General features: G+C 56.7%; 25 protein-coding genes and 1 pseudogene. 8 read left to right on the top strand and 18 right to left on the bottom strand.

What is annotated here, in order from left to right:
• The 6 genes and pseudogenes from IQ273_RS12035 to IQ273_RS12010 all read right to left on the bottom strand — a co-directional run.
• Positions 1–410, bottom strand: a pseudogene (locus IQ273_RS12035) (anthranilate synthase component I); the annotation flags it as partial.
• Positions 407–1,321, bottom strand: a complete 915-nt coding sequence (locus IQ273_RS12030) for an energy-coupling factor transporter transmembrane protein EcfT (RefSeq protein ID WP_194023412.1) — start codon at positions 1,319–1,321, stop codon at positions 407–409. The gene IQ273_RS12030 and the pseudogene IQ273_RS12035, both read right to left, overlap by 4 nt.
• A gap of 132 nt (positions 1,322–1,453) precedes the next feature.
• Positions 1,454–2,815 (bottom strand): ribosome biogenesis GTPase Der, encoded by a 1,362-nt coding sequence (gene der / locus IQ273_RS12025; RefSeq protein ID WP_194023411.1) that lies wholly within the window; start codon positions 2,813–2,815, stop codon positions 1,454–1,456.
• Positions 2,816–2,978: 163 nt separating this feature from the next.
• On the bottom strand, positions 2,979–3,806 hold the full coding sequence (gene lgt, locus IQ273_RS12020; protein WP_194023410.1) for a prolipoprotein diacylglyceryl transferase: 828 nt from the start codon (positions 3,804–3,806) through the stop codon (positions 2,979–2,981).
• A 62-nt stretch (positions 3,807–3,868) separates the two neighbouring features.
• Positions 3,869–5,419, bottom strand: a complete 1,551-nt coding sequence (locus IQ273_RS12015) for a sulfatase (protein WP_194023409.1) — start codon at positions 5,417–5,419, stop codon at positions 3,869–3,871.
• Between the two features lie 203 nt (positions 5,420–5,622).
• A complete protein-coding gene (locus IQ273_RS12010; protein ID WP_194023408.1) occupies positions 5,623–6,555 on the bottom strand; it encodes an NAD-dependent epimerase/dehydratase family protein in 933 nt (310 codons plus the stop codon).
• A gap of 254 nt (positions 6,556–6,809) precedes the next feature.
• On the opposite strand from IQ273_RS12010, the gene IQ273_RS12005 reads away from it, so the two are divergent.
• Positions 6,810–7,967 carry a pentapeptide repeat-containing protein gene (locus tag IQ273_RS12005; RefSeq protein ID WP_194023407.1) on the top strand — a complete coding sequence of 386 codons (1,158 nt, stop codon included), beginning with the start codon at positions 6,810–6,812 and terminating at the stop codon, positions 7,965–7,967.
• A gap of 177 nt (positions 7,968–8,144) precedes the next feature.
• On the opposite strand, the gene queA is transcribed toward IQ273_RS12005, so the two are convergent.
• The gene (queA, locus tag IQ273_RS12000) at positions 8,145–9,236 is read right to left on the bottom strand and encodes a tRNA preQ1(34) S-adenosylmethionine ribosyltransferase-isomerase QueA (protein ID WP_228052880.1); all 1,092 of its coding nucleotides are present in this window, start codon (positions 9,234–9,236) and stop codon (positions 8,145–8,147) included.
• Positions 9,237–9,379: 143 nt separating this feature from the next.
• On the opposite strand from queA, the gene IQ273_RS11995 reads away from it, so the two are divergent.
• Entirely contained in the window at positions 9,380–9,769 is a 390-nt protein-coding gene (locus IQ273_RS11995) for a hypothetical protein (RefSeq protein ID WP_194023405.1), read from the top strand.
• A gap of 17 nt (positions 9,770–9,786) precedes the next feature.
• Here the strand turns inward: IQ273_RS11995 and IQ273_RS11990 are convergent, their stop codons facing one another.
• Positions 9,787–10,719 (bottom strand): alpha-isopropylmalate synthase regulatory domain-containing protein, encoded by a 933-nt coding sequence (locus IQ273_RS11990; protein WP_194023404.1) that lies wholly within the window; start codon positions 10,717–10,719, stop codon positions 9,787–9,789.
• Positions 10,720–10,761: 42 nt separating this feature from the next.
• Positions 10,762–11,286 (bottom strand): hypothetical protein, encoded by a 525-nt coding sequence (locus IQ273_RS11985; RefSeq protein ID WP_194023403.1) that lies wholly within the window; start codon positions 11,284–11,286, stop codon positions 10,762–10,764.
• Between the two features lie 269 nt (positions 11,287–11,555).
• Between IQ273_RS11985 and IQ273_RS11980 the strand changes: the two genes are divergently transcribed.
• A complete protein-coding gene (locus IQ273_RS11980; protein ID WP_194023402.1) occupies positions 11,556–11,777 on the top strand; it encodes a hypothetical protein in 222 nt (73 codons plus the stop codon).
• On the opposite strand, the gene IQ273_RS11975 is transcribed toward IQ273_RS11980, so the two are convergent.
• On the bottom strand, positions 11,774–12,352 hold the full coding sequence (locus tag IQ273_RS11975) for a hypothetical protein (RefSeq protein ID WP_194023401.1): 579 nt from the start codon (positions 12,350–12,352) through the stop codon (positions 11,774–11,776). The genes IQ273_RS11980 and IQ273_RS11975 overlap by 4 nt on opposite strands.
• Before the next feature lie 315 nt (positions 12,353–12,667).
• Between IQ273_RS11975 and IQ273_RS11970 the strand changes: the two genes are divergently transcribed.
• Positions 12,668–13,486 carry an ABC transporter permease gene (locus IQ273_RS11970; RefSeq protein ID WP_397197645.1) on the top strand — a complete coding sequence of 273 codons (819 nt, stop codon included), beginning with the start codon at positions 12,668–12,670 and terminating at the stop codon, positions 13,484–13,486.
• Here IQ273_RS11970 and rarD read toward each other — a convergent pair whose 3' ends face one another.
• The 5 genes from rarD to IQ273_RS11945 all read right to left on the bottom strand — a co-directional run bounded on the left by rarD (position 13,487) and on the right by IQ273_RS11945 (position 18,882).
• A complete protein-coding gene (rarD, locus tag IQ273_RS11965) occupies positions 13,487–14,425 on the bottom strand; it encodes an EamA family transporter RarD (RefSeq protein ID WP_194023399.1) in 939 nt (312 codons plus the stop codon).
• A 42-nt stretch (positions 14,426–14,467) separates the two neighbouring features.
• Entirely contained in the window at positions 14,468–16,030 is a 1,563-nt protein-coding gene (locus IQ273_RS11960; protein WP_194023398.1) for an ATP-binding protein, read from the bottom strand.
• Positions 16,031–16,119: 89 nt separating this feature from the next.
• On the bottom strand, positions 16,120–17,628 hold the full coding sequence (locus IQ273_RS11955) for a UDP-N-acetylmuramoyl-L-alanyl-D-glutamate--2,6-diaminopimelate ligase (protein WP_194023397.1): 1,509 nt from the start codon (positions 17,626–17,628) through the stop codon (positions 16,120–16,122).
• 31 nt (positions 17,629–17,659) lie between these two features.
• Positions 17,660–17,947, bottom strand: coding sequence for a glutaredoxin family protein (locus IQ273_RS11950; protein ID WP_194023396.1), 288 nt, complete (start codon positions 17,945–17,947; stop codon positions 17,660–17,662).
• 23 nt (positions 17,948–17,970) lie between these two features.
• On the bottom strand, positions 17,971–18,882 hold the full coding sequence (locus tag IQ273_RS11945; protein ID WP_228052871.1) for a helix-turn-helix domain-containing protein: 912 nt from the start codon (positions 18,880–18,882) through the stop codon (positions 17,971–17,973).
• 132 nt (positions 18,883–19,014) lie between these two features.
• On the opposite strand from IQ273_RS11945, the gene IQ273_RS11940 reads away from it, so the two are divergent.
• Together IQ273_RS11940 and IQ273_RS11935 are read left to right on the top strand one after the other, a co-directional pair.
• Positions 19,015–19,572 carry a Uma2 family endonuclease gene (locus IQ273_RS11940; RefSeq protein WP_194023395.1) on the top strand — a complete coding sequence of 186 codons (558 nt, stop codon included), beginning with the start codon at positions 19,015–19,017 and terminating at the stop codon, positions 19,570–19,572.
• 99 nt (positions 19,573–19,671) lie between these two features.
• The gene (locus IQ273_RS11935; RefSeq protein WP_194023394.1) at positions 19,672–20,304 is read left to right on the top strand and encodes an FMN-dependent NADH-azoreductase; all 633 of its coding nucleotides are present in this window, start codon (positions 19,672–19,674) and stop codon (positions 20,302–20,304) included.
• Here IQ273_RS11935 and IQ273_RS11930 read toward each other — a convergent pair.
• Together IQ273_RS11930 and IQ273_RS11925 are read right to left on the bottom strand one after the other, a co-directional pair.
• Positions 20,290–20,796 carry a response regulator gene (locus IQ273_RS11930; protein ID WP_194023393.1) on the bottom strand — a complete coding sequence of 169 codons (507 nt, stop codon included), beginning with the start codon at positions 20,794–20,796 and terminating at the stop codon, positions 20,290–20,292. The two genes, IQ273_RS11935 and IQ273_RS11930, sit on opposite strands and share 15 nt — an antisense overlap.
• A 227-nt stretch (positions 20,797–21,023) precedes the next feature.
• Positions 21,024–21,740 (bottom strand): Crp/Fnr family transcriptional regulator, encoded by a 717-nt coding sequence (locus tag IQ273_RS11925; protein WP_194023392.1) that lies wholly within the window; start codon positions 21,738–21,740, stop codon positions 21,024–21,026.
• 320 nt (positions 21,741–22,060) lie between these two features.
• Here IQ273_RS11925 and blaOXA point away from each other — a divergent pair, with 320 nt between their 5' ends.
• Together blaOXA and IQ273_RS11915 are read left to right on the top strand one after the other, a co-directional pair.
• Positions 22,061–22,927: a class D beta-lactamase gene (blaOXA, locus tag IQ273_RS11920; protein WP_194023391.1), complete on the top strand. Its 867-nt coding sequence runs from the start codon at positions 22,061–22,063 to the stop codon at positions 22,925–22,927.
• Between the two features lie 324 nt (positions 22,928–23,251).
• The gene (locus IQ273_RS11915; protein WP_194023390.1) at positions 23,252–23,431 is read left to right on the top strand and encodes a hypothetical protein; all 180 of its coding nucleotides are present in this window, start codon (positions 23,252–23,254) and stop codon (positions 23,429–23,431) included.
• Positions 23,432–23,504: 73 nt separating this feature from the next.
• Here the strand turns inward: IQ273_RS11915 and IQ273_RS11910 are convergent.
• Positions 23,505–24,976, bottom strand: a 1,472-nt coding sequence (locus tag IQ273_RS11910) for a cache domain-containing protein (RefSeq protein ID WP_194023389.1), incomplete at its 5' end; no start/stop codon positions are given.

The following is a 24,976-nucleotide window of genomic DNA, read 5'->3' as shown; positions in this document are numbered from 1 at the left end:
GCTTTAAGGGTGGGCAAACGCTCGATTTCCCAGGCCAGGTCGTAGCCTAGCCAGCCCAGCCAGCCGCCCGTAAAGGGTAGCGATCGCGCCGCCGCTGCCGCTTCGTCTCCAATCAGGCCTAACTGATCTCCCTCGGCTAACCGCTCGGCCAGAGTGGGCAGAATGTGACCTACCGCTGGCGTCCACACCTGTGGAAGACCGTTCTCTTGTCGGGGTGGCCCGGCGCAGATAGAAAAACGGCTGTGAATGGCGTGGGGCTGGGCCACGGCAGGTAGAGGATAGGGGCTCTCTAGCAAGGCGACCAGAGTGGAGGGGGTTGGGGGCTGCCGCAGGAGGTCGCCATAGAGGGCCTGAAAAATATCGCTGCCGGTGCGATGCCCCAGGGGCTGCGATCGCACCCACCAGCTCAAATCTCGCCTCCCCACACCCACCTAGCCCACCAAAACACCACCAGTAGCCCTAAAAAGAACCAGTCCCACGACCTGAGCACTAGCTGATACCAGCGCACTCGATGCTCGTTGGGGCTAGTGAAGCCGCGCACTTCCATCGCCGCCGCAATTTGTTCAGCCCGCAGCAGCAAATTCTCTAATAGCCGCTCCATCACCGCCAGCCACACCTGGGCCGAGCCGCGAAAGCCCAACTTCTTCCAGTTGATGGCGCGGGTTTGCACCGATCGCACTAAATTCTGCACTTCCTCCAGCACTAGGGGAATGAATCGCAGCGAGAGCGTCACTGTCAGGGCAATCTCGGTCACCGGCAGACGAAACCACCGCAGCGGGGCCATCAGCGTTTCTAGAGCCAGGGTAATTTCTTCGGGCGCGGTGGTGAGCAGGTAGAGGTTGGTGCCGTAGATCAGGGTGAACAGCAGCGTGCCAATGCGAATGCCCAGATCGAGCGATCGCCGCGTGACGGTAACTGGCCCCCAGTCAATCACCACGTAGCGATACGACGTCGGCTGCGGCAGCTCCGGCAGCTCTTCTGGAGGATTTTCTAGCGTTTCCATACTGGTTGGGGTCGGCAATCGCGGCGTCTGCGACACCTGGAGCCCGTCAGGCATCACAAAGGTCAGCAGCATGACAATACCGGCCAACACCACCAGCCAGCCCATCTGCTGCCGCCACACCCGAAACGGAATCCGCGCCGCCAGGGTCAGCAGCACCAGCAGCGCCACCAGCCCAAACCGCCAGTAGGCATTCGCCAAAATGGGCGTCACCAAAATGCTCATCAGCCAGGCCATCTTGACCCGTGGATCGAGCCGATGCAGCCAGGTGACCGGCTGCTCCAGATAAAGACCAATGGGAAGAGAGCGAAGAAGATCCATGGAGTCGTAAGCTGCTACTTCATAATCGGGCTTCGACTTCGCTCAGCCCTCGGCCCCCGGTGGTTGAGCGGAGTCGAAACCATGAGCGGAGTCGAAACCATGAGCGGAGTCGAAACCACCAGCGACCAGAGCCTACACCTTAGTCGCCCGGTTGGGGTTGTTGCGCTCCAGGTCGCGCATCGCCTTGCCCCGCCAGAAAATGCGAATCGGCGTACCCTCAAAGCCCAGGTTTTCGCGGAACTGCCGCTCCACGTAGCGTCGGTAGTTGTCCTTCAACAGGTGGGGATCATTCACAAACAAGGTGAAAGAGGGGGGCCGCACGGTGACCTGAGTGCCGTAGTAAATGCGACCCTGGCGGCCCTGGCGGGTGGTGGGCGGCGTGTGCCACTTCACCGCGTCTTCGAGCACCTCATTGACGACCGAAGTGCTGACCCGGCGGCGGTGCTGCTCTACGGCCTTGTCGACCAGCTCCAAAATTTTGGGCACCCGCTGGCCGGTCTTGGCACTGACGAAGATGCGCTTGGCCCAGTCAAGAAAATTTAGTCGAGCGGAAATTTGATGATCAAAGTCATAGATGGTGTGGCTGTCTTTTTCCACCGCATCCCACTTGTTGACCACAATGATGCAGGCGCGACCATCTTCTTCAATGCGGCCCGCCAGCTTTTGGTCTTGCTCGGTGACGCCATCGAGGGCGTCGATCACCAGCAGCACCACGTCGGCCCGGCGAATGGCCTTAAAAGCGCGGTTGATGCCAAAAAATTCTGGCCCGTACTCCACGCTCTTTTTCTTACGAATACCGGCGGTGTCGATCAGGCGATAAATTTGGTCGCCGTGCTGCACTTGCATATCGATCGCATCGCGGGTCGTGCCCGAAATGGAGCTAACAATGGCGCGGGTTTCGCCCACAAAGGCATTCAGCAGGCTCGATTTGCCCACGTTGGGCCGCCCTACAATAGCGACTTTGATTTCTTCGGTCTCTTGTTCTTCAACGGTTTCGGGCAGAAACTCGACCAGAGCATCGAGCAGCTCCCCTGTGCCCGTACCGTGAATGCCCGACACGGCATAGGGCTCACCCAGGCCCAGTTCCCAAAACTGCGCGGCCTGGATTAGGCCGTGATCAAGCGATTCGCACTTATTTACGGCCAGTAGGACTGGGACAGACTGCTGCCGCAGCCAGCTAGCAATTTCTCGGTCTGACTCGGTAGGGCCAACCTGACCATCGACCACAAATACTGCCGCGCTGGCTTCAGTCAGCGCCAGCTGGGCCTGTTCGCGAATATAGGGCAAAAACTCGGTGTCGTCGTCAAACACCAGGCCGCCCGTATCGACAACCAGGTAGTCGCGATCGCGCCAAAAAGCAGGCTGGTAAGTGCGATCGCGCGTCACCCCTGGCTGGTCATAGACGATTGCGTCCTGCGCCCCGGCCAAACGGTTCACTAGGGTAGATTTGCCCACATTTGGGCGTCCGATAACCGCAACAACAGGCAGTGGCATGACTTGAGCCTTTAGGCAGAGGAATGTTCAACTAGAACTGAGCATTATGAAGAACAATCTGCCCAGGTCATCAATGAGGTAATTTTTCTCAATTCTCCCATTGTAGCGACAGGGTATTGACCTGTGGCTATATTCTCATTACGTGGCGGCATAGGTAGCCTGTTTACAGCGCAACGCGTCGATGGCGTTGGTAGAGGGCGAGCGCTGCGATCGCGATCGCCCCTGCCGACAAAATATGCACGGCATTAAACGGCGTACCGGGAAAAAACCACGAATCGGTGCGCAAAAACTCAATAAAGAATCGCCCCAACGGGTACCAGATCAGATAGCCCAGGGCTACATCCCCTGGCTTAAGCTGCCGCTCAAACTTGCGCGACAGCCAAAACAGCACTGCAAAACCCGCGAAGTTCCACAGCGACTCGTAGAGAAACAGCGGATGAAATCGAGTGGAGTCGGGGTACTGAGCCAGGTCGTTATAGGGAGCGATCCGGTGCTGAGCATCAATGCGTAAACCCCAGGGCAGGGCGGTGGGCGGCCCGTAAAGCTCCTGGTTGATGAAATTGCCCCAGCGACCAATGGCTTGAGCTAAAGGCAGCCCCAGGGCAATGCCGTCCAGATACGGCAGCGGGTTGAGCTTGCGAATGCGGCTGAAGATAAAAAGCGCGATCGCCCCAAAGATAAACCCACCAAAAATATGAATACCGCCGCCCCAAATTTGCAAAATCTGGCCCGGATTTTCGAGGTAATAGCCCAGCCCCTCTGGCCCCCGTGGCGATTGAATGAACACGTAGTAAAGCCGCGCCCCAATAAAGCCGGGAATCAAAATCCAGAACAGCATGTCCCAGAGATTGTCGGGGTCTTCGCCCCGGCGGGCCACGTAGCGCCCCGCCACCGTCGCCGCCGTCAAAATCGCCGCCAGCATCAGCAGCCCGTACCAGCGCAAGGCAAAGGGGCCGATTTCAAAGATGATGGGGGAGACAGGGGGATACATAGTAGTTCTAACAACGTGATGAAGGAACTTGACTAGTCAAATTCCTTCATCACGTTATCAATTTAATCCTCCAAATAGCCCAGTTCTTCGAGGCGGCGGCGGACTTCGGGGTCGTCGTAGTCGGCGGCGCGGGTGATGATCGCCTGGGCCAGGTGCTGGTCAGAGCGATCGGCGAAGGCCTGCAGGCAGTCTTGCAACACTTCCACATTTTCGGGCAGGATGGCACTGAGGTCGAGGGCTTCGGTGGGGTCTGCAAGCACGTCGTAAAGCTCGGCCACGGAGCCTTCGGTTTCGATTAGCTTGTGCTGGCCCATCCAGACGGCGCGACGAACGCGATCGCACCCCATTTCCTTCACCAACTCCGGCTGCCGTTTCTGCATTAAATTCACTACATTCTGGGGCGGAATGGCTTCGGCAAACACATAGTCTCGCTTGTTGGGCACACCCTGGCTGTGGGTTAGATCTAGCGCTAACTCCTTCTCGTTAGCAATACCTGCGGCGGCTAACACCGTGTGAAACAGGCGGCGGGTAGACACAACAGCCTCTACAACCGAACCCTGCTCCAGTCGATTTTGGGGATCACGGATGATTAGCGGCACCCGCACCAGCTCGTTGTAAATCGAGAGGCTGTGGCCCATGTACTGCTTTTCGCCCAGGTGCTCGCCGTGGTCGGCGCAGATGATTACTAAGGTGTTGTCAAGCTGGCCCGAATCCTTCAGGCGCTCAAAGAACTGGCCCAGCATGGCATCCTGGTAGGCGACCTCGGCGTCGTACATGCCGTCGAGGGTTTGCTTTTGCTGCTCGTCGAGGGCTCCGGTCAGCGGGGCTAGCCAGCCGTAGACGTCGCCGTTGAAGCGCTGCAAAAAGGTTTGGGCCTTGCGATCGGCCAGCACGTGGGGGGCAAACTGCTCGATGTAGCGGCGGGGCGGGTGGTAGGGCATGTGGGTGCCCATCAAATTCACAAAGGTGAAAATGGGCTGATCGGTCTTTACCCCAGTGCGGTTGATTAACAGGTTGGCAGTGTCTTCCAGCGACTTTTGCGTGTTGCCCTTAAAGCTCAGGGCCGTTTGCCAGAGGGGCACCATCAGCGGGGTAAACGACAGAGCCAGCAGCGCATCAGACCGGGCAAAAGCATCTTGAATGCGATTCAGGAACGTTGCAACCTTGCCCTTAAACCACTGGCGGTAGCGGCTCACCAGATCAGGATGGCTGCCCGCCTGGTTGGGCTTGGAGGTGAGCAGGCCGCTGTAGTTGAGAAAGCTAGTGAACCCACGCCGCAGCCCGTTGTTGATGACGCCGACCAGCGGGTTGTTGCAGAACCCGGCGGTGTAGTAGCCGCTGGACTCAAGTCGTTCGGCCAGAGTCGGCAAATCGTTGGGGAGTACCGAATACGACTGCACCATAGTGTGCTCGGAGGGGTAGAGCCCCGTGAACATCGAGGCGTGGGAGGGCACCGTCCACTGCGCCGCCGAGACCGCTTGGGTGAAGCGGGTGGAGTCGGCGGCGATCGCATCCAGATTTGGCGATGTGGGCTGGTCGTAGCCGTAGCAGGAGAGGCGATCGGCCCGCTGAGTATCGAGCACAAGAAACAGAATATCGAGGCGATCAGCCATGAGGGTAGCCAAAGAGTCAACAGGGGCCAAATTCCATCGTAAACAGAACCGAGCACCCTTGTCTGAAACGGAGTTAGAGATTCTACCAATAGATAGACATAGCCTTAGGTCTGTGGTTGGCTATCCATGACCATAGGCTCTACCTGCTAACCGCCAAGGTAGAAGGTGGGCAAGGCCCACCCTACCAGGGGATGTCGTGGGGGTTAGGCCGCCAGAATTTGGTCGTCTAGGGCAAAATCGATCGCGGCTTTGCCGGCACCAGAGGCCAGGTAGTCGTTCTGGAACGAATCCTTTAGCCCGGTGACCAGGTCGTAGGTGGGTGCCCAGCCCAGCTCGGCCTGAGCTTTGTCGATCGCCGTAAAGAAGTGCTGTACCCGCATGGGAAAGGCCTTGGCTTTGCCAAAGTCAAAGGCTTTGGGGTCGTAATGGACAATCTTGAAACTGTCGGGATCTTTGCCTGCCGCTGCCGTGCAGGCGCGAGCTAGCCCGTCGAAGGTCACAGCTTTTTCGCCAGAGATGTTGTAAATCTGGCCGATCGCGGTTTCATTGCCTAGCACCGCCGCCATCGCCGCCGCCAGGTCTTGCACGTGGCCCAGCTGGGTGAGGTGCATACCGTTGCCGGGAATGGGAATGGGGCGATCGCGCACTACCCGGTCAAAGAACCATTGCTCCAGCGGGTTATAGTTCTGCGGGCCGTAGATGTAGACCGGGCGCACCGAGGTAAAGGGCACCCCTTGCTCCTGCAAATACGCTTCGGTTTCAAACTTGCCCTTGTGGCGGCTTTTAGGATCCACCGCATCGCCTTCAATATGAGGCATCTGGTCAGACTTGAGGTACACCCCTGCCGAGCTGACATAGACAAAGTGCTGGAGCTTGTCCCCAAAAATTTCAATCAAGGGCTGAGTATCGCTCAGCTCGCGCCCGTTGTTGTCGAAGATGGCATCAAAGCTTTCGCCCGAGAGCTGGGTTTTGAGGCTATCGGCATCGGTGCGATCGCCCACAATGGTCGGCACCCCCTCCACTGGAGCAGGGTGGTTGCCCCGGTTAAACAGCACCACCTCGTGGCCCTGCTCGATTAACAACTTGGTTAAATACACCCCAATAAACCGGGTACCACCCATGACCAATACGCGCATAGCCCTCTCCTTACAATTAATCAGTGGCCCGCAAGAATGGCGAGCAGACCTACTGAACTTAATGTATGTATATTAAGCTGCGCCGATCCCCCAAATTCTCTTGCAGAATCAGGGGATTTGGGCTCGATTTGCGCTCAAAGGCGTTAAGCAAACCGGTAGATAATGGCTTAGGCCTTACGCTCGGGGGGGAAGCCGCCTAAAATGTTATGAGTTAAGCACCGGCCTTAACCCCCTAAGCGCGAGATTGTCTCTACATGCGTGAGCTGGACAACGCCTATCGAATTCTAGAGCTAGAGCCCGGTGCCTCACTGGAAGCAGTGAACCAGGCTTACAAAGATCTGGTGTTCGTCTGGCACCCCGATCGCATTCCCCAAGACAACGAACGGCTGTACAAAAAGGCCCAGGACAAGATTAAGGAACTCAACCACGCGCGAGATTTGCTGCGATCGCACAACCGCAGTGGTCGCAGCACCACCAGCCCTACCAGCAGTCGCTACGGCACCGCCAGCAGCAGCTATAAGGCCTCCACGGCAGGCTATGGTACCAGCGACTATCGCTCGGCCTACGGCAGTGGCTACACCAGCAAAGGCTACGGCAGCACCCGCTCCCAAAGCGCCAGCGACGATCCTGACGATGAGCAGCGATCGACCTCCCACAATCGTTACTACCGCTACCAGCGCAGCACCTACGGCGGTAGCTACTACGGGACTGGGCAAAGTAATGGCGGCACTGGGCAAAGCAACGACGGCACCAGCACCAGTAGCTCCGCATCGTCTTCGTCTAGTAGCACTAGTAGCACTGGTGAGTCGCAGACCTACCGCCAGCGGCGCGATGCAGCGGCAGGGGTAGGGGGCAACAAAGCCCCCAGCGCTAACGGTAGTTCCAGCAGTTCCAGCGCCCAAAATCAGACTAGTTCCACCGGCAGCAAACCAGCCAGCGGCAGCGCGGCAGGCAACGGTTCATCCAGCAGCAAGCCAAACGACTCTTACAACAGCTACAACGCCCATACCCGCAACGGGGCGGCCAGCACTCACCGATCGCGTCAAAGCCCTGACCTCAGCGGCACCGACATGAGCGGGGCCAACCTGCGCGAAAAAGACTTTGGGGGTCGCAATCTCAGCGAAGCCAACCTCAGCGGGGCCGACCTCAGCGACGCCTTTTTGCACAAGGTTAACCTCAACCGGGCCAATCTCAGCAAGGCCAAGCTGTTTCGCGCCAACCTGCTACAGGCCGACCTCAGCCACGCCAATCTGCGCGAAGCCGACCTGATCGGCGCAGACTTTAGCGGGGCCGACCTCAGTGGGGCCGACCTCAGCGGGGCCAAGGTCGCCGTGGGGGGCCGCACGATGGTGAAGCTCACGGGCACCATTCTCACCGGGGCGATCATGCCCGATGGCTCGATCCACGATTAGACATGCATCCTGATTTCCATCTATGCAAACAAGGATGCGCCGTTGAGTATAGGGGCGGCGAGTGGCGAGATCTTACCTAAGCCTTTAGAGATAGGTGGCGGGGCGATCGCAGGGCTGACCAGTCTCAATCTCAAGTGCTCACCGCCTTTTCCCTAAGCAAGCAATCTACTTTCAACCCTAACGACCCTGCACCGCCTCGGGCAAAATTAGCATGGCATCACCGAAGGAATAGAAGCGATAGTCCTGCGCAATGGCAGTTTCGTAGAGCGTCAGCAGTCGCTCTCGGCCCACCAGGGCGCTGACCAGCATCAGCAGGCTAGACCCCGGCAGGTGAAAGTTAGTAATCAACCCGTCGATTGCACGGTACTGATAACCGGGATAGATAAATAGGTTGACCTTGCCCTGGTAGGGTTGCAGTTCGCCGCCCTGGGCAGCGCCCTCCAGGGCACGTACCACCGTCGTTCCGACGGCAATCACTCGCCCGCCTCGGGCTTTGGTGGCGTTGATTTGCGCTACGGTTTCAGCCGAGACATCGATCCATTCGCCGTGCATTTTATGGTCGAGAATGTTGTCGGCTTCTACTGGGCGAAAGGTGCCGACGCCGACGTGCAGGGTAATGCGCGATCGCCCCACCCCCATTTCCTCCAGTCGCTCGAACAGCTCAGGCGTAAAATGCAGCCCCGCCGTTGGAGCCGCTACCGCCCCAGGAGCCTCGGCATAGACCGTCTGGTACTGGTCGGGCGACGCAGCCGTATCAGTGATGTAGGGGGGAAGGGGAACCTCCCCCAAGCGCTCAAATAGGGCAAATAGAGACTCACTACCCTGGGGTTCAAACTTCAGCAGGCGACCACTGGTGTCGGGGTCGGTATCGAGCACCTGGGCAACCAGGTCGGGCTGGTCGGGGTTGGGGCCAAAGTGTACCGTGGCCCCTGGCTTGAGGCGACGGCCGGGGCGCACCAAGGCCAGCCACTGGTTATCCCCCTGGTCTTCGAGCAAAAACACCTCTACCTGGGCACCGCTGGGCTTGTAGCCCAGCAGCCGGGCAGGGATGACCCGTGTATCGTTAAGGACAAGCAGGTCGCCCGGCTGCAGCAGGGTGGGTAGATCGTAGAAGTGGTGGTGGCGGTGAGTAGTGGCGCTGTCTACCACCAGCAGGCGTGAGGCATCGCGAGGGGTAACGGGGGTTTGGGCAATTTTTTCTGGCGGCAGAGAATATTGATAAGCCGCTAGAGAATGTTCAAAAGAAGGGCGATCGCCCTCTGGAGACATATCTGGGGCCAGTCCTTGATGATCGTGCATGACCTAGTCAGGTTGGGTGGATACACCCAGGTGAGTTAGGGGGACTTAACCCTAACGGTTATAGGGCCAGTCCAAGACAATAAGAACTGTAGCACCTGTCTAAAGGTCAAATGATGGAATACACCTACTATCTCGCCAATGCCAGTTTAACCCTCCGTGTGGTTGAACACCTGCTGGGCACTCCGAGATTGCCCCTGGAGTTTATGACGGTGATTCATCAGATTGATGGATGGGTCGTTCGAGTCAAAATGGATGACAACATCGGCGTTCCCGATGCCGAAGATTTTCGCGCCTACATGAACGAACTGGGCATCGCCTATGATCCCGGTATTCGAGTGCGCATGGCCCTCTGGGGGCTAGAGACTGGGCAGTCACCTATTGATGTGATGCGGCGCTACCAGGTGGCAATTGTTTCCCACGGCAAGCCCGATCGCGAAGAGATCGAAGCCTTCCGTCGTCAGTTTGTGATGGGCTTGGGCTACTGTCCCGAAACGCTGGCCTAGTTCAGTAGTACCTCGTCTCAAAGACATATCTCATAAGGGGTAGGGGAACCTACCCTTTTTTGTGGCAATTTTTTAGAGGCGATTCTCCACAGGCGATCGCAAAAAATCAAATACCCCAGCGCATCTAGGTAAGCATCAATAGACGCCATCACCACGTCGAGGTGAAAGCCACGCCCTGGAAACAGAGCCATCTGATGTTCTAACAGCACCATCGCCGACACCGGAGAATCTGCCGTGGTGGCCAGGCAGCGATAATACACCATTTGCACACCCGCCACCGGAATGTAGCGGTTGACCGCCAGGTTCAGTGCCCTGAGGGCGGCATCTACTGGTCCCACCCCTGAGGCTGTCTCCTGGTACCTATAACCCAGGGGGGTTTGTACGCTGACCGTAGCCGTGGGGAGGTTTTGGCCACAGCAGACCTCCACAGACTCAATTCGACCTAGCCAGGTGCGTTGATTCACCGTAGCGTCGTCCTGGTACTGGGTTTCGAGCCTGTTTCGACGCGCTTCTAGGTAATCGGTAGCATACTCCGCCAGCAGATGCCCAGGAGTATAGACAGGTACCTCCCCTTCCCCCGTATCGGTAACGTAGTCGAGCGGGCGATGGGTAACAATGCCGTCTAGCCCAAATTGGGCAACTACCGCCGCCTGTAGGGCAAACGGTAGACCCAGGTGAGAGGCCTTAGCGGTGTGCATCATGGCCTGATCTATGGGGCAGCAGTTAAATAAACCACATAGCTGGTCTAGCGTAGTTTTGGTGATTTTCGGGTCGTGCGATCGCAGAATGTAACGCCCCACCTGCCCGAGGGCAAAGTCAGTTACGTACCCGTTGATCTGCCGTTGCAGAAACAGATCCCACAGGCGATCGCCCTGGCACAGCGGCAGCGGGCGGCCAAATAATAGCTCTAGCAGCAACCCCTCATCCACCAAAATGCGCCGTATTGCCATGGGTAACTCCTGTGAGAAAAACTCCCAGGGTCGCCAATACACCTAATCGCCTGGGTCGGAGCTGAGCAACTTGCGCAGGGCAGCCAGCGGCATTTGCACCATATCTTGCGACAGCTCTGGGGAATAGGCATTTGGCTCTGGGGTAGACAAGTCTGGGCCAGATTGGCCCAGGGCAGCGGACGGCTCGTGAGCAGCCGCACTGTGCACCATTAGAGACAGCCGCTTGAGACTGCGGCAGCCCTCCTCCACACCTGTAGTCAACGTATCGAGCTTTTGCTCCAGGGCCAGCAAACGCACGCCCAGGGCATCAGATGCTGGGGCAGCTAGCTCACCCTCAGCTCGACTATCAGCCGAACGATCTGAAACGCGCTGCTCTAATTGGTGCAAGACCTGCTCCAACTGTGACACCCGCTGCTGCATGGCATCGCCCGTCACGTCTTCTGCCAACCCCTGGCGCAGAAGGCGATTAACCAACTCGGTGGCAGAAATACCCTCGCTACTCGCCCGCTCCTTGAGGGCCTGTTGTAAATCGTCTGCCAACCGATAGCTAACCAACTTCCTAGACATAGGGTCTCCTTACAACCGCTTGGGATACAGCACTTTACCCAAGACCAATATACATAAGATACCTAAGTGAAATACAAAGATACCGCAAAGATCACACCATTTCTGTGTGACCTGAAACAATTCGCTCAGACCACAGAATGTGACAAAAATTGCTTCTAGTGCACAAATAGCTAAAGAGAAGCTCGCGTCCCTTAACCCATGCGTTAATCTTCAGCACACAAAGTGAAATACGTTTAATATACAAAAAACATCTTTCCTGAGGTCTCCCCATGCTTGTCCCCTACCACCAGCAGCACGACCCTCATATCGAGTGCCCCCAGTGCCGACGGCACAGCATTGTTAAGCATGGCGAAAGCGAGTACGTCTGCCTTAACTGCGACTTTCGCCGCGACTTATCAGAGCCTCACCTGGGCCGGTTTGATAACTTGCTGATGGGATTTTTGGCCTTTGCCCTGGCGCTATTGGTGGGCCAGTTGTTAACCCCAGGCTAGGATTGCTTTACCCACAGGGCTAGGCCACCACTGCGGCCACGGGCGGCGATATAGTCCGTCTGGGCGGCAAAAAAGGCAAAAAAGGGCAGCTTGGCCACAAGAGTATCAGCAAAATCGCCTGCTTTGGCGGCTTTGCTACGCAGGGGCAGGTTGATCAGGCTGAGGCCGCCCACTAGCACCTGAAGGCGCACAAAGTCAAAGGCCAGCAAGTTTTTCTTCGGCAGCAGCTTGGCTGGCCCCGTAAACCGCAGCCGGGTGGGGCCAACTTGAAGCTGGTTTTGAATCGTTAACTGATTATCGTCGCAGCTAAAGCTAATGGTCGCGATCGCTAGTCTCGGCATGTAGAAGCCGCTGCGGGTGGGCTGTCCCGCTTTGTAGGCAGGTTTTTTAGGCGATGTAAACCGTAGCCGCCAAGTGCCCAGCAGCGCCTCGGTCGGAATCTGCCCCCGCTGCTGTTTAGTCTGTCGCTCGGCTTTGAGCAGAGCGGCAGTAACCTGTTTACCCTCAATTCGCGTTCCCGAGGCAACGACTTTTAGTACATCAGGGAGGGTAAGGGCGCTATCGGTGGCAGTCATGGGGTCTCCAGCAATGGATCAGGCGGGCGGTCTTTGGCGTTAGGTCTCTAGCGTTAGACTATCGAAACGTCGTTTGAACCCTTGGCCTGGTTCAACGGCACAGCACGCTGCGGGCTTACTCTCTTCATTATGACAAGGTCGGTCGGCTGCCAGGGGAGCGCGATCGCCCGCCAAGACCAGTCTTTGGTCTTGGCTCTGGCATAATAGAGCCTGTCCACTCATTGCGCTGCTATGGCTACCACTCCGCGATCGCCCCTGCTGCGCAACCCCGGCAAACCTGGGGGCAAGCCTGCCGCTAACGTATCGGTAGTACTGATGTGGGTAGGTCTGGCCATTACCCTGGCGTTTATTTTGATTGCCCTGCTGGCCCCGCTGCTGCAAAGCTGGGGCTGGATTGCTGACCCTACCACGGCGCTACAGAATCCTATTCATCAGCCCCCTGGCGGCGACCATTGGTTTGGCACCACCCGCCAGGGCTACGACGTATTTGCCCGCACCCTGTTTGGCACTCGCGCCGCCTGGCAGGTGGTGCTACTGGCCACCCTGCTGAGCGTGGCAATTGGGGTGCCCCTGGGCATGGTCAGCGGCTATCTGGGCGGCTGGCTCGATCGCGCCCTGCTGTTTTTTATGGACACGATCTACACCCTGCCGGGGCTGCTGCTCTCGGTCACGCTGGCCTTTGTCGTGGGTCGGGGGGTGGTGAATGCCGCGATCGCCCTCAGTATTGCCTACATTCCCCAGTACTACCGGGTGGTGCGCAATCACACGGTCAGCATCAAGACCGAGCTGTTTATTGAAGCCGCCCAAGCCATGGGGGCCTCTACCTGGACGGTGCTCACCCGCTACCTGTTTCTCAATGTGATTCAAAGCGTGCCGGTGCTGTTTACCCTCAATGCTGCCGACGCCATTTTGGTGTTGGGAGGGCTAGGATTTTTGGGCCTGGGCTTGCCTGAGCAGGTGCCCGAGTGGGGAGCCGACATTCGTCAGGCCCTCGATGCCCTGCCCACGGGGATTTGGTGGACGGCACTGTTTCCTGGCCTAGCCCTGACCCTAATGGTCACAGGGCTATCGCTAGTGGGCGAAGGCCTAAACGAATTGATGAACCCCCTCCAGCGTCGCGAAAACTGGCAATAGCTAAATCGGCCTCGGCCTCGCCCGCAGCGCCGTCACCGAGTACAGCAGCAGCGCTGCCCAAATGCAGCCAAAGGTAACGACATGCACCGGAGTAAACGGCTCGCCGTACACAAACACCCCTAGCAGCAGCGACAGCGAGGGAGCCAGGTACTGGAAGAAGCCCAGGGTAGCCAGCTTCAGCCGCTTCGCCGCATTGTTAAACCACAGCAGGGGCATCGATGTGGTCACCCCAGCCCCAATAAACAGCAGCGTCATCGACCAACTCTCGCCAAAATGACCCTGGCCCGTGATCCCCAACCAGCTTACAAACAGCAGCGTGATCGGCGTGATCAGCAGCGTTTCGACCGCTAAACCAATTAAAGGAGCCACCGCCACCACCTTGCGCAGCAGGCCGTAAAACGCAAAAGAAACCGCCAGCGCCAAAGCAATCCACGGTACGGTACCCAGCTGCCAGATAAAGTAGCCTACCCCCACTACCGCCAGGGCCACGGCCACCTGCTGCCCTCGGTGCAGGCGCTCTTTGAGAAACACAAACCCCAGCAGCACGGTCACTAGCGGGTTGATATAGTAGCCTAGGCTGGCCTCAACGACGCGATCGCTATTTACCCCGTAGATGTATAGCCCCCAGTTGAAGCTCAGCAGGCTGGCCGTCAGCAGCAGCACGAGTACCGGGTGAAACGATGAGCCTTCGGAGTCAGGCTTTGCCCCTCGCAGCAGCGCCAGCAAATCGGGTAGACGCCGCTGCACCACCAAAATGCCAACCAGAAACACCGCCGACCAAATCATCCGGTGGCTCAGCACCTCAATGGCGGAGGTCGTACCAAAAAATTTCCAGTAGATGGGAAGTAGGCCCCAGGTGCTGTAGGCCAGCAGCGCGTAGATCGGGCCAAGATTTGCCTCAGAGGAACCGCCTGGGGCAGCAGATTTGGGTAACGTCAAAGCAAAAGCTGCCTTTCAAAGCAACTATTCTAGCGATCGCGGCTACCCGTGGTGCAGCGGCAGTCGCACCGCGATCGTTGTGCCTTCCTCAGGCTGGCTGCGAGCCACCACACTCCCTCCGCAGTAGAGCAGCAGCTGCTTCACAATCGACAGCCCCAGCCCGGCCCCTTCCGTTTCGTCGGGCGGTAGATTGCGGCCCCGATAAAAGTGATCAAAAATTCGGGGTAGATCGCTGGCAGAAATGCCGGTGCCGGTATCACGCACTTCAATTTCGGCGTACTTTGGAGTGCTGCGGGCCGTCACCCACACCCGGCCACCGCTAAGCGTGTATTTAAGACTGTTGTTGAGCAGATGAATCATAATCTGCCGCAGCCAGCTATCGGGGCAGCTTACCGCTGGTACCTGCCGGGGAATGGTATAGGCCAGCATAATGCCCTTTTCAGCAGCTAGGGGCTGGTAGGTACTCACCACCGGGGGTACCGTCTCCGCCAGGTTCAACGGGGCGAGCTGGGTTTGACCCATGCTGGTTTCCATTTGCAGCAGGTTGAGCACGCCGCTAATCAAAGCACTTTGGCGATCGCACTCGTGGCTGATCATCTCCATGTAGCGCTGCCGCTGGGGCGGCTTGAGGTGGGGCGAATCGAGCAGGGTAAGCGCCGTTTTAATGGTGGTTAGGGGGGTGCGCAGCTCTTGGCCTACGGTATTGAGAAAGTCATCCTTGAGGCGCAAGGTATTGATCAGCACCTCATTTTGGGTAGACAGGCTCGACATGCCCAGGGCTTGACGGCGATAGGTCGAAGCCGACTGGCGCAGATGCTCTTGGCGCTTGATTTGCCAATTCAGCCAGCGATCGACCAAAGCCAGGTAGGCGGGGGTAAGGGTTTGGGTGGCCCGCATTTGAGACCACTGCTGAGTTAGCGTCACCAAGTCGGTATCGGCCTCAGCCGCAACGCTCTGGTTAATCTGGTGGCAAATGGCGCTGACCACGGTAGCCACCAGGTCGGGGTTTGCCGAGCAGCACACCGACAGGTACGATGACCGAGCCGCCTGAGGCTCTTCTATTACGGCAGAGCCATCGTCATCATCATCGGCCTCGGAGGAATGCTGAGCCTCAGCCAGTCGTTGATTATCGCCTAAAGCAGTCGCGGACAGCGGCTGTAAGCGATGGGCCACCACCATTGCTGCGAACGTCTCAGACTGCACCACCACAAAATAGTCACCTCGCCAGGTATGCCCCACACTAAGGGGCAAAACCACCTCCGCCGATTGGGAGGGCGACAGGGATAGGGCTGAGTCGAGGCGTACAAACCGAAACACCTGGTGGGGCGACACCAGCCCCTGACCATAGCGCGACACATCTTCATGCCAAGTGTCACCCACCGGCAGCTTGACCAGCAGATTCGCCTGAATACTGTGAGCTTCGAGAAATTCTACGGTCGATTGCAGAATTGCCCTAAACCCTTTTGGTTTAACCTGTACGTAGTCTGGGGTTGCTGCACTCAACTGAAGCAGTCGATGTAGCGACACCTCTTGCTCTTGATAAGACTGCATGGTGCTCCAACGGGCCAGGGCCAGGCCAGAACTGCGCCAAGAATGGATCAGCAATGGCACCTATTAGGGTATCTTTAACCACCTAAAATAACGGCGAGAATGTTGCGTGTATTCACATACGCTGTCATTTTAGGGCAAAAGGGTTAGCTTATATACCGTTTTTCAAGAAAGTGGCGGGCCTGTTCGCGGTCGTCAAAGTGTATTTTTTCGGTACCAAGAATTTGGTAATCTTCGTGACCTTTGCCCGCAATCAGAATGCCATCGCCCGGCTGGGCCATCGCAATGGCGGACTGAATCGCAGTAGCGCGATCGCCCACCACCTGATCTGCCCCTAGCTCCGCCGGAATGCCCGCCACGACATCTCGCAAGATTTGCTCAGGGTCTTCGGTGCGAGGGTTGTCGGAGGTGACGACCACCGCGTCAGCTAATTCGTGGGCGATGCGGCCCATTTGAGGGCGCTTGGTGCGATCGCGATCGCCGCCACAGCCAAATACGCAGATCAGCCGCCCCGGCACAAAGGGCCGCGCGGCGGTCAGAGAATTTTTCAGGCTATCCGGCGTGTGGGCGTAGTCCACAATCACGCTGATATCTTGGCTGTCTGCCACCTTGACCTGCTCCATCCGCCCCGGAACCCCGCCAAAGCCCGGCAGGGCAGCTGCGATCGTGTTTAGAGAAACGCCCAGGTGCAGCGCGGCCCCCACTGCCGCCAGCAAATTCTCCAGGTTAAACTGCCCCACCAGCGGCGAACTGAAGGGCACGGTGCCCATGGGGGTCTTGAGCGTTCCCGTCACGCCGTTGGCCTGGTAAGTGAGATCCCCGGTGTAGAGATCGGCATTGGAATTTTGAGTGCTGTAGGTCCAGACGCGATCGGTAGGGAGCTGGGCAACGAGGCGATCGCCGTAGGGCGTATCAATATTCACCACCGCTCGGCCCGCCAGGTAGGCCTCGCTAAACAGCAGCGCCTTGGCCTGGAAGTAGTCTTCCATATCGCGGTGATAGTCGAGGTGGTCCTGGGTCAGGTTGGTGAACACCGCCACCTCAAAGGGGCAGCCCCATACTCGCTTTTGGGCCAGGGCGTGGGAGCTGACCTCCAGCACCGCAAAGCGACAGCCCGCATCTCGAGCCTTGGCTAGCTCCGCCTGTAGCTCTACCGCGAAAGGGGTGGTGTAGAGGGCGGTTTGCTGGTGCCCCGGCCAGCGGGTGTAGAGCGTTCCCAACAGCGCTGTCGGCTGCTGCGAAGCATTCAGCAAATGCTCGACCAGGTGAGTGGTAGTCGTTTTGCCGTTGGTGCCCGTCACCCCCACCAGGCCCATCTGGCGGGCGGGATAGTTGTAAAAGCGCGCCGCCACCTCGGCACAGGCCACAGACATATCGGTCATGGGCACCACGCAGGCGTCATTCTCCACAGGGCGAGCCTGTAGAGCCTGCGTGGAGACTAGCGCCGCCGCTGCCCCAGACTCCATCGCGCTGGGCCAAAATTCGCCGCCATCGACTCGGGTGCCGGGCATGCCAATGAATACATCCCCCGACTGACAGGCGTGGGAATTGGTGCACAGGCCCTTGATATCAGGATCGCTATCCTGCATCGGCAGCGAAAATCCGGTCTCGATCAGCCCCGTGGGCAGGCCCTCAAGCAGTTGGCGCAGCTTCATGTCAGCAACTCCTCACATCACTGAAGTTGACCTATTCTGCCTTACTGTGGCCCAGATAAGTCTGTATCAATTGCTCCACCTTGGCCTGGGGTGCCCTCGGCGACAGGCGCGGCAGAGGCATTTCTTCAATACCCGCCTCGGTAGAACGCACCTGGCACAGCACCGGAATCTCGTACTGGTAGCGCTGAAACCAGTCATCACGGGTGGTAATGTCGCGCACCTCTAGCTCAAAGGGCAGGTGGGAAGCCGCCACCAGTTTTTCTTCCAGCCCTTCGCACAGGTGGCAGCCGGGCTTGCTGTAGAGCACAAGTTGAGTCACAGGGTCAGTCACGGGAAGGACGGTTATTGCACGATCGCTCGGTAGGCGCTGGGGGTGGTGCCCGTGGCCTGGCGAAACTGTTTGCTCAGGTGGCTATGGCTGTTAAACCCGCACAGCAGGGCGATTTCCACAATAGAGTGGTTGGTTTGTTTCAGCAACTGCTTGGCTCGCTCGACCCGTTGTTGCAGCACGTACTGGTAGGGGGCAACCCCCATCGCCTGCTTGAACTGGTGGCTGAAATGAAAGGGGCTGAGGCCTGCGATCGCCGCCAAATCCGCCAGCTTTAGGTCTGCATCCAACATAGCGTGAACATAGTCGAGCACCGGCAACAGCTGTCGTTGGGGCAATCCGTTGGGCTGGACAGGCAATTTTGGTCGAACCGTCGCGTACTGCCGCAGCAGATGTACCGCCAGCAGGTTGGTCAACGATTCTACGTAGAGCTGACCGCCAGGGTTGGCCTGGTTGAGTTCGTCGAGCAGCATCAGGGCGATCGCCTCCAAGCGCCCATCCCGCAGCCGAAACTCAGGCATTAGCTCAATGCGATCGGGCAGCCCCAGGGAGTCTTGAGCGACGGCAGCCATAAAGGCTGAGTCAAGCCGCAGCTCAACGTAGTGGTCGTCGTCCTGCCAGCGGGCAAAAAACGGCGTTTGGGCCGGAGTAATGGAAATATCGCCTTTGCCGTAGAGGCTGCTGTGGGTTTTGCCGTCTTTGATCTGCAAAAACCGCACCGGACGAGCCGCCAGCGACAAGCAAATTGTGTGATCCTCGCTCAGGGGGCTACTGCACTCTCCAGGAGGGTGCTGAAACTGCTCCACGTGAACGTGCTCCCAGCCCAAATCTCGACTCGACAAAGTGGGTAGGCAGGTCAACTCAGCGTTATCCATTCCTAAGCGGTTTTGCAACCCCTTAGCCTGTCTGGTTTTAGCTGCATCCATGGCTAAATTCTCCGCTGTGGAGACAGGTTACGCCAGGCCCGTCGGCCCAGCTACCTCAAGTCTATCTGGCAAAATGGCTGGCAGAATAGAACAACAGGCGAGTTCTCACTTTCATAGCGGCAGAGAGAAGCGATGACCCCTCACGTTGCGATCGCAAAATGGACTCTTGATGACTACCACCAGATGATTGCGGCGGGCATTCTCAGCGATCGCCGGGTGGAGCTTTTGAACGGAGAAATCATCGAAATGCCCCCCGAAGGAGAGCCCCATGCCTACTACGCCAGCACTGTTGGGGACTACCTCAGAGCCATGCTCGGTGAGCAGGCTCAAATTCGCGAAAGCCATCCCATTACCATTCCTGCTGCCCAGTCTGAAACAGAACCTGATCTTGCGGTAGTGCAGCCCTTGGGAAAGGAGTACTTGCAGCATCACCCCTACCCAGAAAACGTCTTTTGGCTGATGGAGTTTTCGGATACTAGCCTGCAAAAAGATTTGGAACCTAAAGCAAAAACCTACGCTGCGGCAGGCATTCCCGAATACTGGGTAGTCAACCTCCAGCGTATGGAACTTGTCGTCATGCGCAACCCGGTCAATGAGGTGTATCAATCGCAAACCACGCTCAAAGAAGGTTCCATTACGCCGATCGCATTTCCAGATGTGCCCATATCCGTGCGGCGCTTGCTAGATTGATCGCCAATTTACCGCAAGATTTTGACAGCCTCCCAAGAATTAAATAGCGCCCGGTCAGCGAGGTTTCATAGGCTAAACGGGTACTGACTGAGAGGCCCTATGGCACACCTATTGCACATCGATTCCAGCCCACGGGGCGATCGCTCCCACTCCCGCCGCCTGACCCGCGAATTTGTCGAAGCCTGGCGGCAAGCCCACCCCGCCGACACCGTCACCTACCGCGATGTCGGTCGTCAGCCCGTGCCCCATGTGGATGAACCCTGGATTGTGGCCGCCTATACGGCCCCGGAGCAGCGATCGCCCGAGCTGTGGGAGGCGCTTAGCGTGAGCGATCGCCTGATCGACGAACTCATCGCCGCAGATATCCTGGTCGTCGGCGTACCCATGTACAACTTCAGCGTGCCCAGCACCTTCAAAGCCTACATCGACCAAATTGTTCGCACTGGCCGCACCTTTGCCATCGACCCCGAAAATGCAGAAGACCCTTACAAACCTCTGCTCCAGGGTAAAAAGATGTTTGTGATTACGGCGCGCGGCAGCTCAGGCTTTGGCCCCGGCGAGCGCTACGGCCACATGAACTACCAAGATCCGTACCTGCGGGTAGCGTTTGGGTTTATTGGCATCACCGACATTACCTTTGTGCATGTCGAAAACGACGAGCACAGTAGCGAAAGTTTGGCCGCATCCATTGCAGCCGCTCAGGCGCAGCTAGCACAACTAGTTGCCGCCTGAGGTAAACGATTGATTGGTTGGGGTCTGCGGTCTTGCCAACTCTGCGACAACAGCAACGAGTTCATAGACATCGGTCGGTTTGGGAAGATACTTCTGAAAACCTTCCAATGGAAAATTCTGTGATAAGAGTTTCAGAGAGTCCTGTTGTCTGAGCAGCGTTGTCACTGCAATGGCAGATAAGTTTCTGGCTGGGTCGGTCTGCAAGCCTCTCAATTCGTGAAGCAGGGCATAGCCATCTTGACCTGGAAGGCTGATATTACAGATCAAAACATCTGGATACCAGATACTTGCCTTCGCAATTGCTTCGGCGATCGAAGTAGTTCCAAAAACCTCTGCTTCTTTTTCTTGCAGCACAAAACTGAAGATGTCTAAGGTATCGACATCTCCATCGACGATAAGAACCCGTAGGCCCTGTAGCGAAAATAAACTATCAAAACTGTCGCAGTTATTGGGACATTCTTTGACAAGCAAATCGGCATGTTCTAGATCCATTTTTAGTGCTTGAGGGTTGACCAAATGCGACGGATAGTCTAGAGTTTGCCAATCGGCACAGGTCGTTTCGTCACCTTCTCTGCACTGACATTTTTCTAGCTGTATAACTACCCGAGACGAGGGTTTGACCTAGAGCAGCAGGTCTGCTCGGCTAAGTCAATATCATCCTAGACAGATCTAAGTGGTGAAGTCGGTCGGGTTTTAAACATAGGGTGCAATATTGCGGCCTAAAAGACCCCTAACAAATGAGCAAACTCGCTTTGGATGACGCCATAGCATTCGCAAGAATAGTCTTCTAAAGCTTTACCATCTAAAATCGTGACCCGTCCCCGAGTGTAGCGAATTAGACCGGCCTGACTCAGGTTGCCAGCCGCTACCGTAACACTAGAGCGGGGAACACCTAACATTTCCCCTATAAACTCTTGAGTTAACAAAAATGTATCGTTTTGCACGCAGTCTCGTACCAGCAAGAGCCAGCGGGCCAGTCGCTCCTCGGTCAAGTGAAAGCGGTTGCAGGCTGCATATTGAGCCGCTTGGGTCAACAGCGCCTGACAATAGCGAAGCAGCACGCGTTGCAGCGGTCCACCGCGATCGAACTCAGCCTTTAAAGTTGCGGCTTCCATACGCATGGCCTGACCTGCAATCTGCACAAAAGCCCGATGCCCCTTGGTTTTGCCGCCCAAAACGGCCAAAATGCCCGCCATTCCTTCCCGTCCTACTAGGCTTATCTCAATGGTAGAGCCATTTTCCATTGAGGTGATCAAAGAAATTAGGGAGTGGTGGGGAAAGTAAACGTGAGGGATAGGTTCATCAATTTCGTAGATAGGCTGATGGATTGTCAGTGAAACTAGCTCTAGATGGGGAGTTAGCTGTTCATAGACATCCGTTGGCAAAAGTGCAAGCAAACGATTTACGGCGGGATCAAATTTTTGAATGGTAGACATATATCTCCTGGGAATTAGCCCTGTGAGAAAAACAACCATTGGCACCAAGAAAGAATGCTTCAATCCCATCGAGAATGTCAAAAGAAATTGATCTAGGCTGGCCAATCTTCTAACGCTGCCCTTTCACGGTAACAACGATATGGTTGACAATGTGGCTCGATTACATCCCCTGTAGCTAACGTAAAGCTACAGGGGATTGACGAAATAAAAATTTGACCTAATCCTACACCTAAGAGCGGTGACAGGTTTGCCAGTCTATAGTCTCAGTCCATTGGCCTGTCAACCTGTAGAATGAATCCCGCTGACGCAGCAGGAGATGGATGACGTTGAAGGCTACCTTGCAATGGTTGTGTGGCTTAGCGGCTGGTGGTTTGCTGGTGCTTCCTATCCAGCTTGCTGTAGCTGAGGTCAGCCAAAACCCAATCGCGCCCCAAGCGACTAAGCCGACAGAACGCATAGATGCTCGTTTTACTCAACATTTTCAAGATCTTGAGGTAGAGGGTGCAATCATCATCCATGACTTGAACCAGAATGTAACCTACCAGCACAATCGCGATCGCAACCTTCAACCCTTTCTCCCCGCCTCCACCTTCAAAATTCTCAATTCGCTGATTGCGCTTGAAACCGGAGTAATCCAAAACGATGTTGTGGTACTCACCTGGGATGGCATCGAGCGGATGGTCCCCGCCTGGAACCAGGACTTGAACTTGCGCAGGGCGTTTAACCTTTCCGCCGTCTGGTTCTACCAGGTACTGGCCCGGCGCGTTGGCCCCGATCGCATGCAGCAGTGGGTCAGCGCAGCGGGCTACGGTAACCAAACCATCGGCAGCCCTGATTCGATCGATAGCTTCTGGCTAGAGGGCGATCTGCGCATTACACCCCAGCAGCAGATTGAATTCTTGCAGCGCCTGTACCGTAACGAACTGCCTTTTTCTGAGGCGGCGATCGCTACGGTAAAAGACATCATGATCGTTGAGCGCACCCCCGACTACACCCTGCGTGCCAAAACCGGCTGGGCTGGTTTTGGAGAGCCCGATCAAACCCAAATTGGTTGGTATGTCGGCTACCTAGAGCAGGGCGAAAACGTCTATCTGTTTGCTACCAACATCGACATGCGCCAGGACAGCGACGGCCCCGCCCGACTGGAACTTACCCGCCGCTGCCTGAGCAGCTTAAATCTGTTGTAGCCTCAGCCCCGACTGACACATCGCCTGGTAGTGCAGATTGCTTTGGTCGCATTGGGCAGCGGCGCGACTGCGTTCTAACTCAGGAAACGCACCCCCGTTGTATTACATGCATGAATTCAGGGCATGGCAACCCCCAGTTACCTCATTAACAACCAAGAGCGATCGCCGACTTGCCGTTCCATTTCTCTTGTAGTACGTTGTAGTATGTCAAAGAAGGCTACTTTACAGCACCCTGTAGACGTTACTGAGTAGTGCTCGGTGGACCAGCAACTACTTATCAAAGTCCGGAAGCCTGTTGACATCAAAACGTAAACAGGAGGAATCATGCTGTTTTACATTCGCGTTCCCAAAAACCCTCGCCAGCAAGACACCAGCCTGCCGCCCCCCGAATTGCCTAGCGTCCTGACGCAAAACCAGCGCATTCGGCATCACCAGGCAATGGTTAAAGCCACTCACCAAAAAGTCCAGGAGAATTACCGGCTAGAACGGCGCTGGCTAATCTAGACGCGCTATTCGTCGTGTTTCTTGCCATGGTGGCGTCCTAATTCAGAGGGCAGACTCGCCGCTGCCCTCTGAATTAGCTCGGTAAAGCCTGCTCAGCCTCTTTGGATTCTGCGATCGCCGCTTTGCTGCTGTGACGGTTGCGCAGTTTTTGGGCCTTGACTGTCAAATCTTGAAAGAAATCGGTTTCAACAATTTCTTTGACCTGCTTCTGGCGTTTGGCTTCATCAATTTCAATCCGCAGGTCACGCACCTGCTGCTTCAGCCGTTGCTCGCGGCTATAAACCTGTTGGGCCATTCGGTCAAACACGCGGGCCAGCTGGCCAATTTCATCGGTGCGGCGGGCGATCGCCCCCAGCTGCCCCAGTTCAAACTTCTCGGCCTCGATAGCTGCCGCCGTGCGAGCAATACCCAGCACGGGGCGGGCAATCAGGCGATCGGCCATTAGCACGGCGACCCCAGCGGTCAGTCCGGTAAACAGGGTGATTACTCCCAGCAGCATACGCTTGTTGCGGTTGACCTCCACTAGGTAGCTAGCCTCGGGTATTACCGTGCCGACCACCCAATCGAGCTGCTCTAGGGGAGTAAACGAAATCAAATAACGCTCTCCAGTGGCCGGATCTTTAAAGGCAAACCGCTGTAACTCCGTCAAGTTCTCCAGATTTATCCCTTGGGCTTGCAAGGTCTGGCTAGCAATTTGGAGCAGTGAGTTCTCGACGGTCTCAAGCTGCTGCAAGTGAGGATCCGCCGAGTCTTGTCCCTGGGTCGGCATCACTTCTGCCACATCCGTAGAGGCAATCAGCTCTTGCCGAGAATTGACAATAAACGCCTCGCCACTGTGGTTGGTCTGCAGCTGCTGCAAATAGTCTGAAAGCTGGGTTAGCTCTATACCGACCCCAATCACACCCCAAATTTCTCCTTTTGGGTTGATCAATGCTGTGGTGGCATCTAACCCTGGAGACTGAGTCGAGCGGTAGACGTACACTGTCCAGGCGCGCTTTTGGGACGATTCCAAAGCATTTCTATACCAGGGCCGATCCGGCGCAAAAAAAGGCGGATCCATTTTATAGGTTTCGGCATTTGTCAGCGTTAGACGGCCCGATTCAATCGCATAGGTGTTGACCGTAGCCGTGGTGCTTTGGCTCTGTCCATCCCAGTCGCGCAGGTGAAAGTGAAGCCGCCCATCAGCCGTGCGCTGGGCTCCAAAAAAATCGCCTGTAGCATCCCCATACTGAACCCAGGTGAAGTTAGGGTTGGCCCGCAGCACGCTGAGCAAAAACAGCTCTCGATCTTGAGCACTGGTCAAGTCAATCAAATTCTGTCCCAAACTGCTGTTTAAGAGCGACTGCGCCGAGTCGGCATTGTTAAACAGCTTTTCCACCTCTTGAGATGTGCCCGAGGTAATCTCCTGATTCACCTGATCAACGATGGTATCAATGTTGCGCTTAGACACCAGCGACCAGGGCACATAGACAAGCGCCGCCGTAGTCCCCACCGTCAGCAGCATGGCCCCGACCAGAGTAGCTTTGAGTCCGGGTGGTTTGGGGA

The sequence above is a fragment of the Nodosilinea sp. LEGE 07298 genome, from assembly GCF_015207265.1.
In the GTDB taxonomy this organism is placed as follows: domain Bacteria; phylum Cyanobacteriota; class Cyanobacteriia; order Phormidesmidales; family Phormidesmidaceae; genus Nodosilinea.
This window is presented reverse-complemented; position numbering and strand designations above follow the sequence as displayed.

What these genes read in the sequence shown, in the direction of transcription:
- IQ273_RS11985 (WP_194023403.1), bottom strand. Translation starts at nt 11,286, where the DNA reads ATGTCTAGGAAGTTGGTTAGCTATCGGTTGGCAGACGATTTACAACAG.
- IQ273_RS11980 (WP_194023402.1), top strand. Translation starts at nt 11,556, where the DNA reads ATGCTTGTCCCCTACCACCAGCAGCACGACCCTCATATCGAGTGCCCC.
- IQ273_RS12015 (WP_194023409.1), bottom strand. Translation starts at nt 5,419, where the DNA reads ATGGCTGATCGCCTCGATATTCTGTTTCTTGTGCTCGATACTCAGCGG.
- IQ273_RS11990 (WP_194023404.1), bottom strand. Translation starts at nt 10,719, where the DNA reads ATGGCAATACGGCGCATTTTGGTGGATGAGGGGTTGCTGCTAGAGCTA.
- IQ273_RS11925 (WP_194023392.1), bottom strand. Translation starts at nt 21,740, where the DNA reads ATGTCTACCATTCAAAAATTTGATCCCGCCGTAAATCGTTTGCTTGCA.
- IQ273_RS11995 (WP_194023405.1), top strand. Translation starts at nt 9,380, where the DNA reads ATGGAATACACCTACTATCTCGCCAATGCCAGTTTAACCCTCCGTGTG.
- lgt (WP_194023410.1), bottom strand. Translation starts at nt 3,806, where the DNA reads ATGTATCCCCCTGTCTCCCCCATCATCTTTGAAATCGGCCCCTTTGCC.
- IQ273_RS11930 (WP_194023393.1), bottom strand. Translation starts at nt 20,796, where the DNA reads ATGGATCTAGAACATGCCGATTTGCTTGTCAAAGAATGTCCCAATAAC.
- blaOXA (WP_194023391.1), top strand. Translation starts at nt 22,061, where the DNA reads ATGACGTTGAAGGCTACCTTGCAATGGTTGTGTGGCTTAGCGGCTGGT.
- der (WP_194023411.1), bottom strand. Translation starts at nt 2,815, where the DNA reads ATGCCACTGCCTGTTGTTGCGGTTATCGGACGCCCAAATGTGGGCAAA.
- IQ273_RS11945 (WP_228052871.1), bottom strand. Translation starts at nt 18,882, where the DNA reads ATGGATGCAGCTAAAACCAGACAGGCTAAGGGGTTGCAAAACCGCTTA.
- queA (WP_228052880.1), bottom strand. Translation starts at nt 9,236, where the DNA reads ATGTCTCCAGAGGGCGATCGCCCTTCTTTTGAACATTCTCTAGCGGCT.
- IQ273_RS11970 (WP_397197645.1), top strand. Translation starts at nt 12,668, where the DNA reads ATGTGGGTAGGTCTGGCCATTACCCTGGCGTTTATTTTGATTGCCCTG.
- IQ273_RS11935 (WP_194023394.1), top strand. Translation starts at nt 19,672, where the DNA reads ATGGCACACCTATTGCACATCGATTCCAGCCCACGGGGCGATCGCTCC.
- IQ273_RS11955 (WP_194023397.1), bottom strand. Translation starts at nt 17,628, where the DNA reads ATGAAGCTGCGCCAACTGCTTGAGGGCCTGCCCACGGGGCTGATCGAG.
- IQ273_RS11940 (WP_194023395.1), top strand. Translation starts at nt 19,015, where the DNA reads ATGACCCCTCACGTTGCGATCGCAAAATGGACTCTTGATGACTACCAC.
- IQ273_RS12010 (WP_194023408.1), bottom strand. Translation starts at nt 6,555, where the DNA reads ATGCGCGTATTGGTCATGGGTGGTACCCGGTTTATTGGGGTGTATTTA.
- IQ273_RS12005 (WP_194023407.1), top strand. Translation starts at nt 6,810, where the DNA reads ATGCGTGAGCTGGACAACGCCTATCGAATTCTAGAGCTAGAGCCCGGT.
- IQ273_RS12030 (WP_194023412.1), bottom strand. Translation starts at nt 1,321, where the DNA reads ATGGATCTTCTTCGCTCTCTTCCCATTGGTCTTTATCTGGAGCAGCCG.
- IQ273_RS11915 (WP_194023390.1), top strand. Translation starts at nt 23,252, where the DNA reads ATGCTGTTTTACATTCGCGTTCCCAAAAACCCTCGCCAGCAAGACACC.
- IQ273_RS11975 (WP_194023401.1), bottom strand. Translation starts at nt 12,352, where the DNA reads ATGACTGCCACCGATAGCGCCCTTACCCTCCCTGATGTACTAAAAGTC.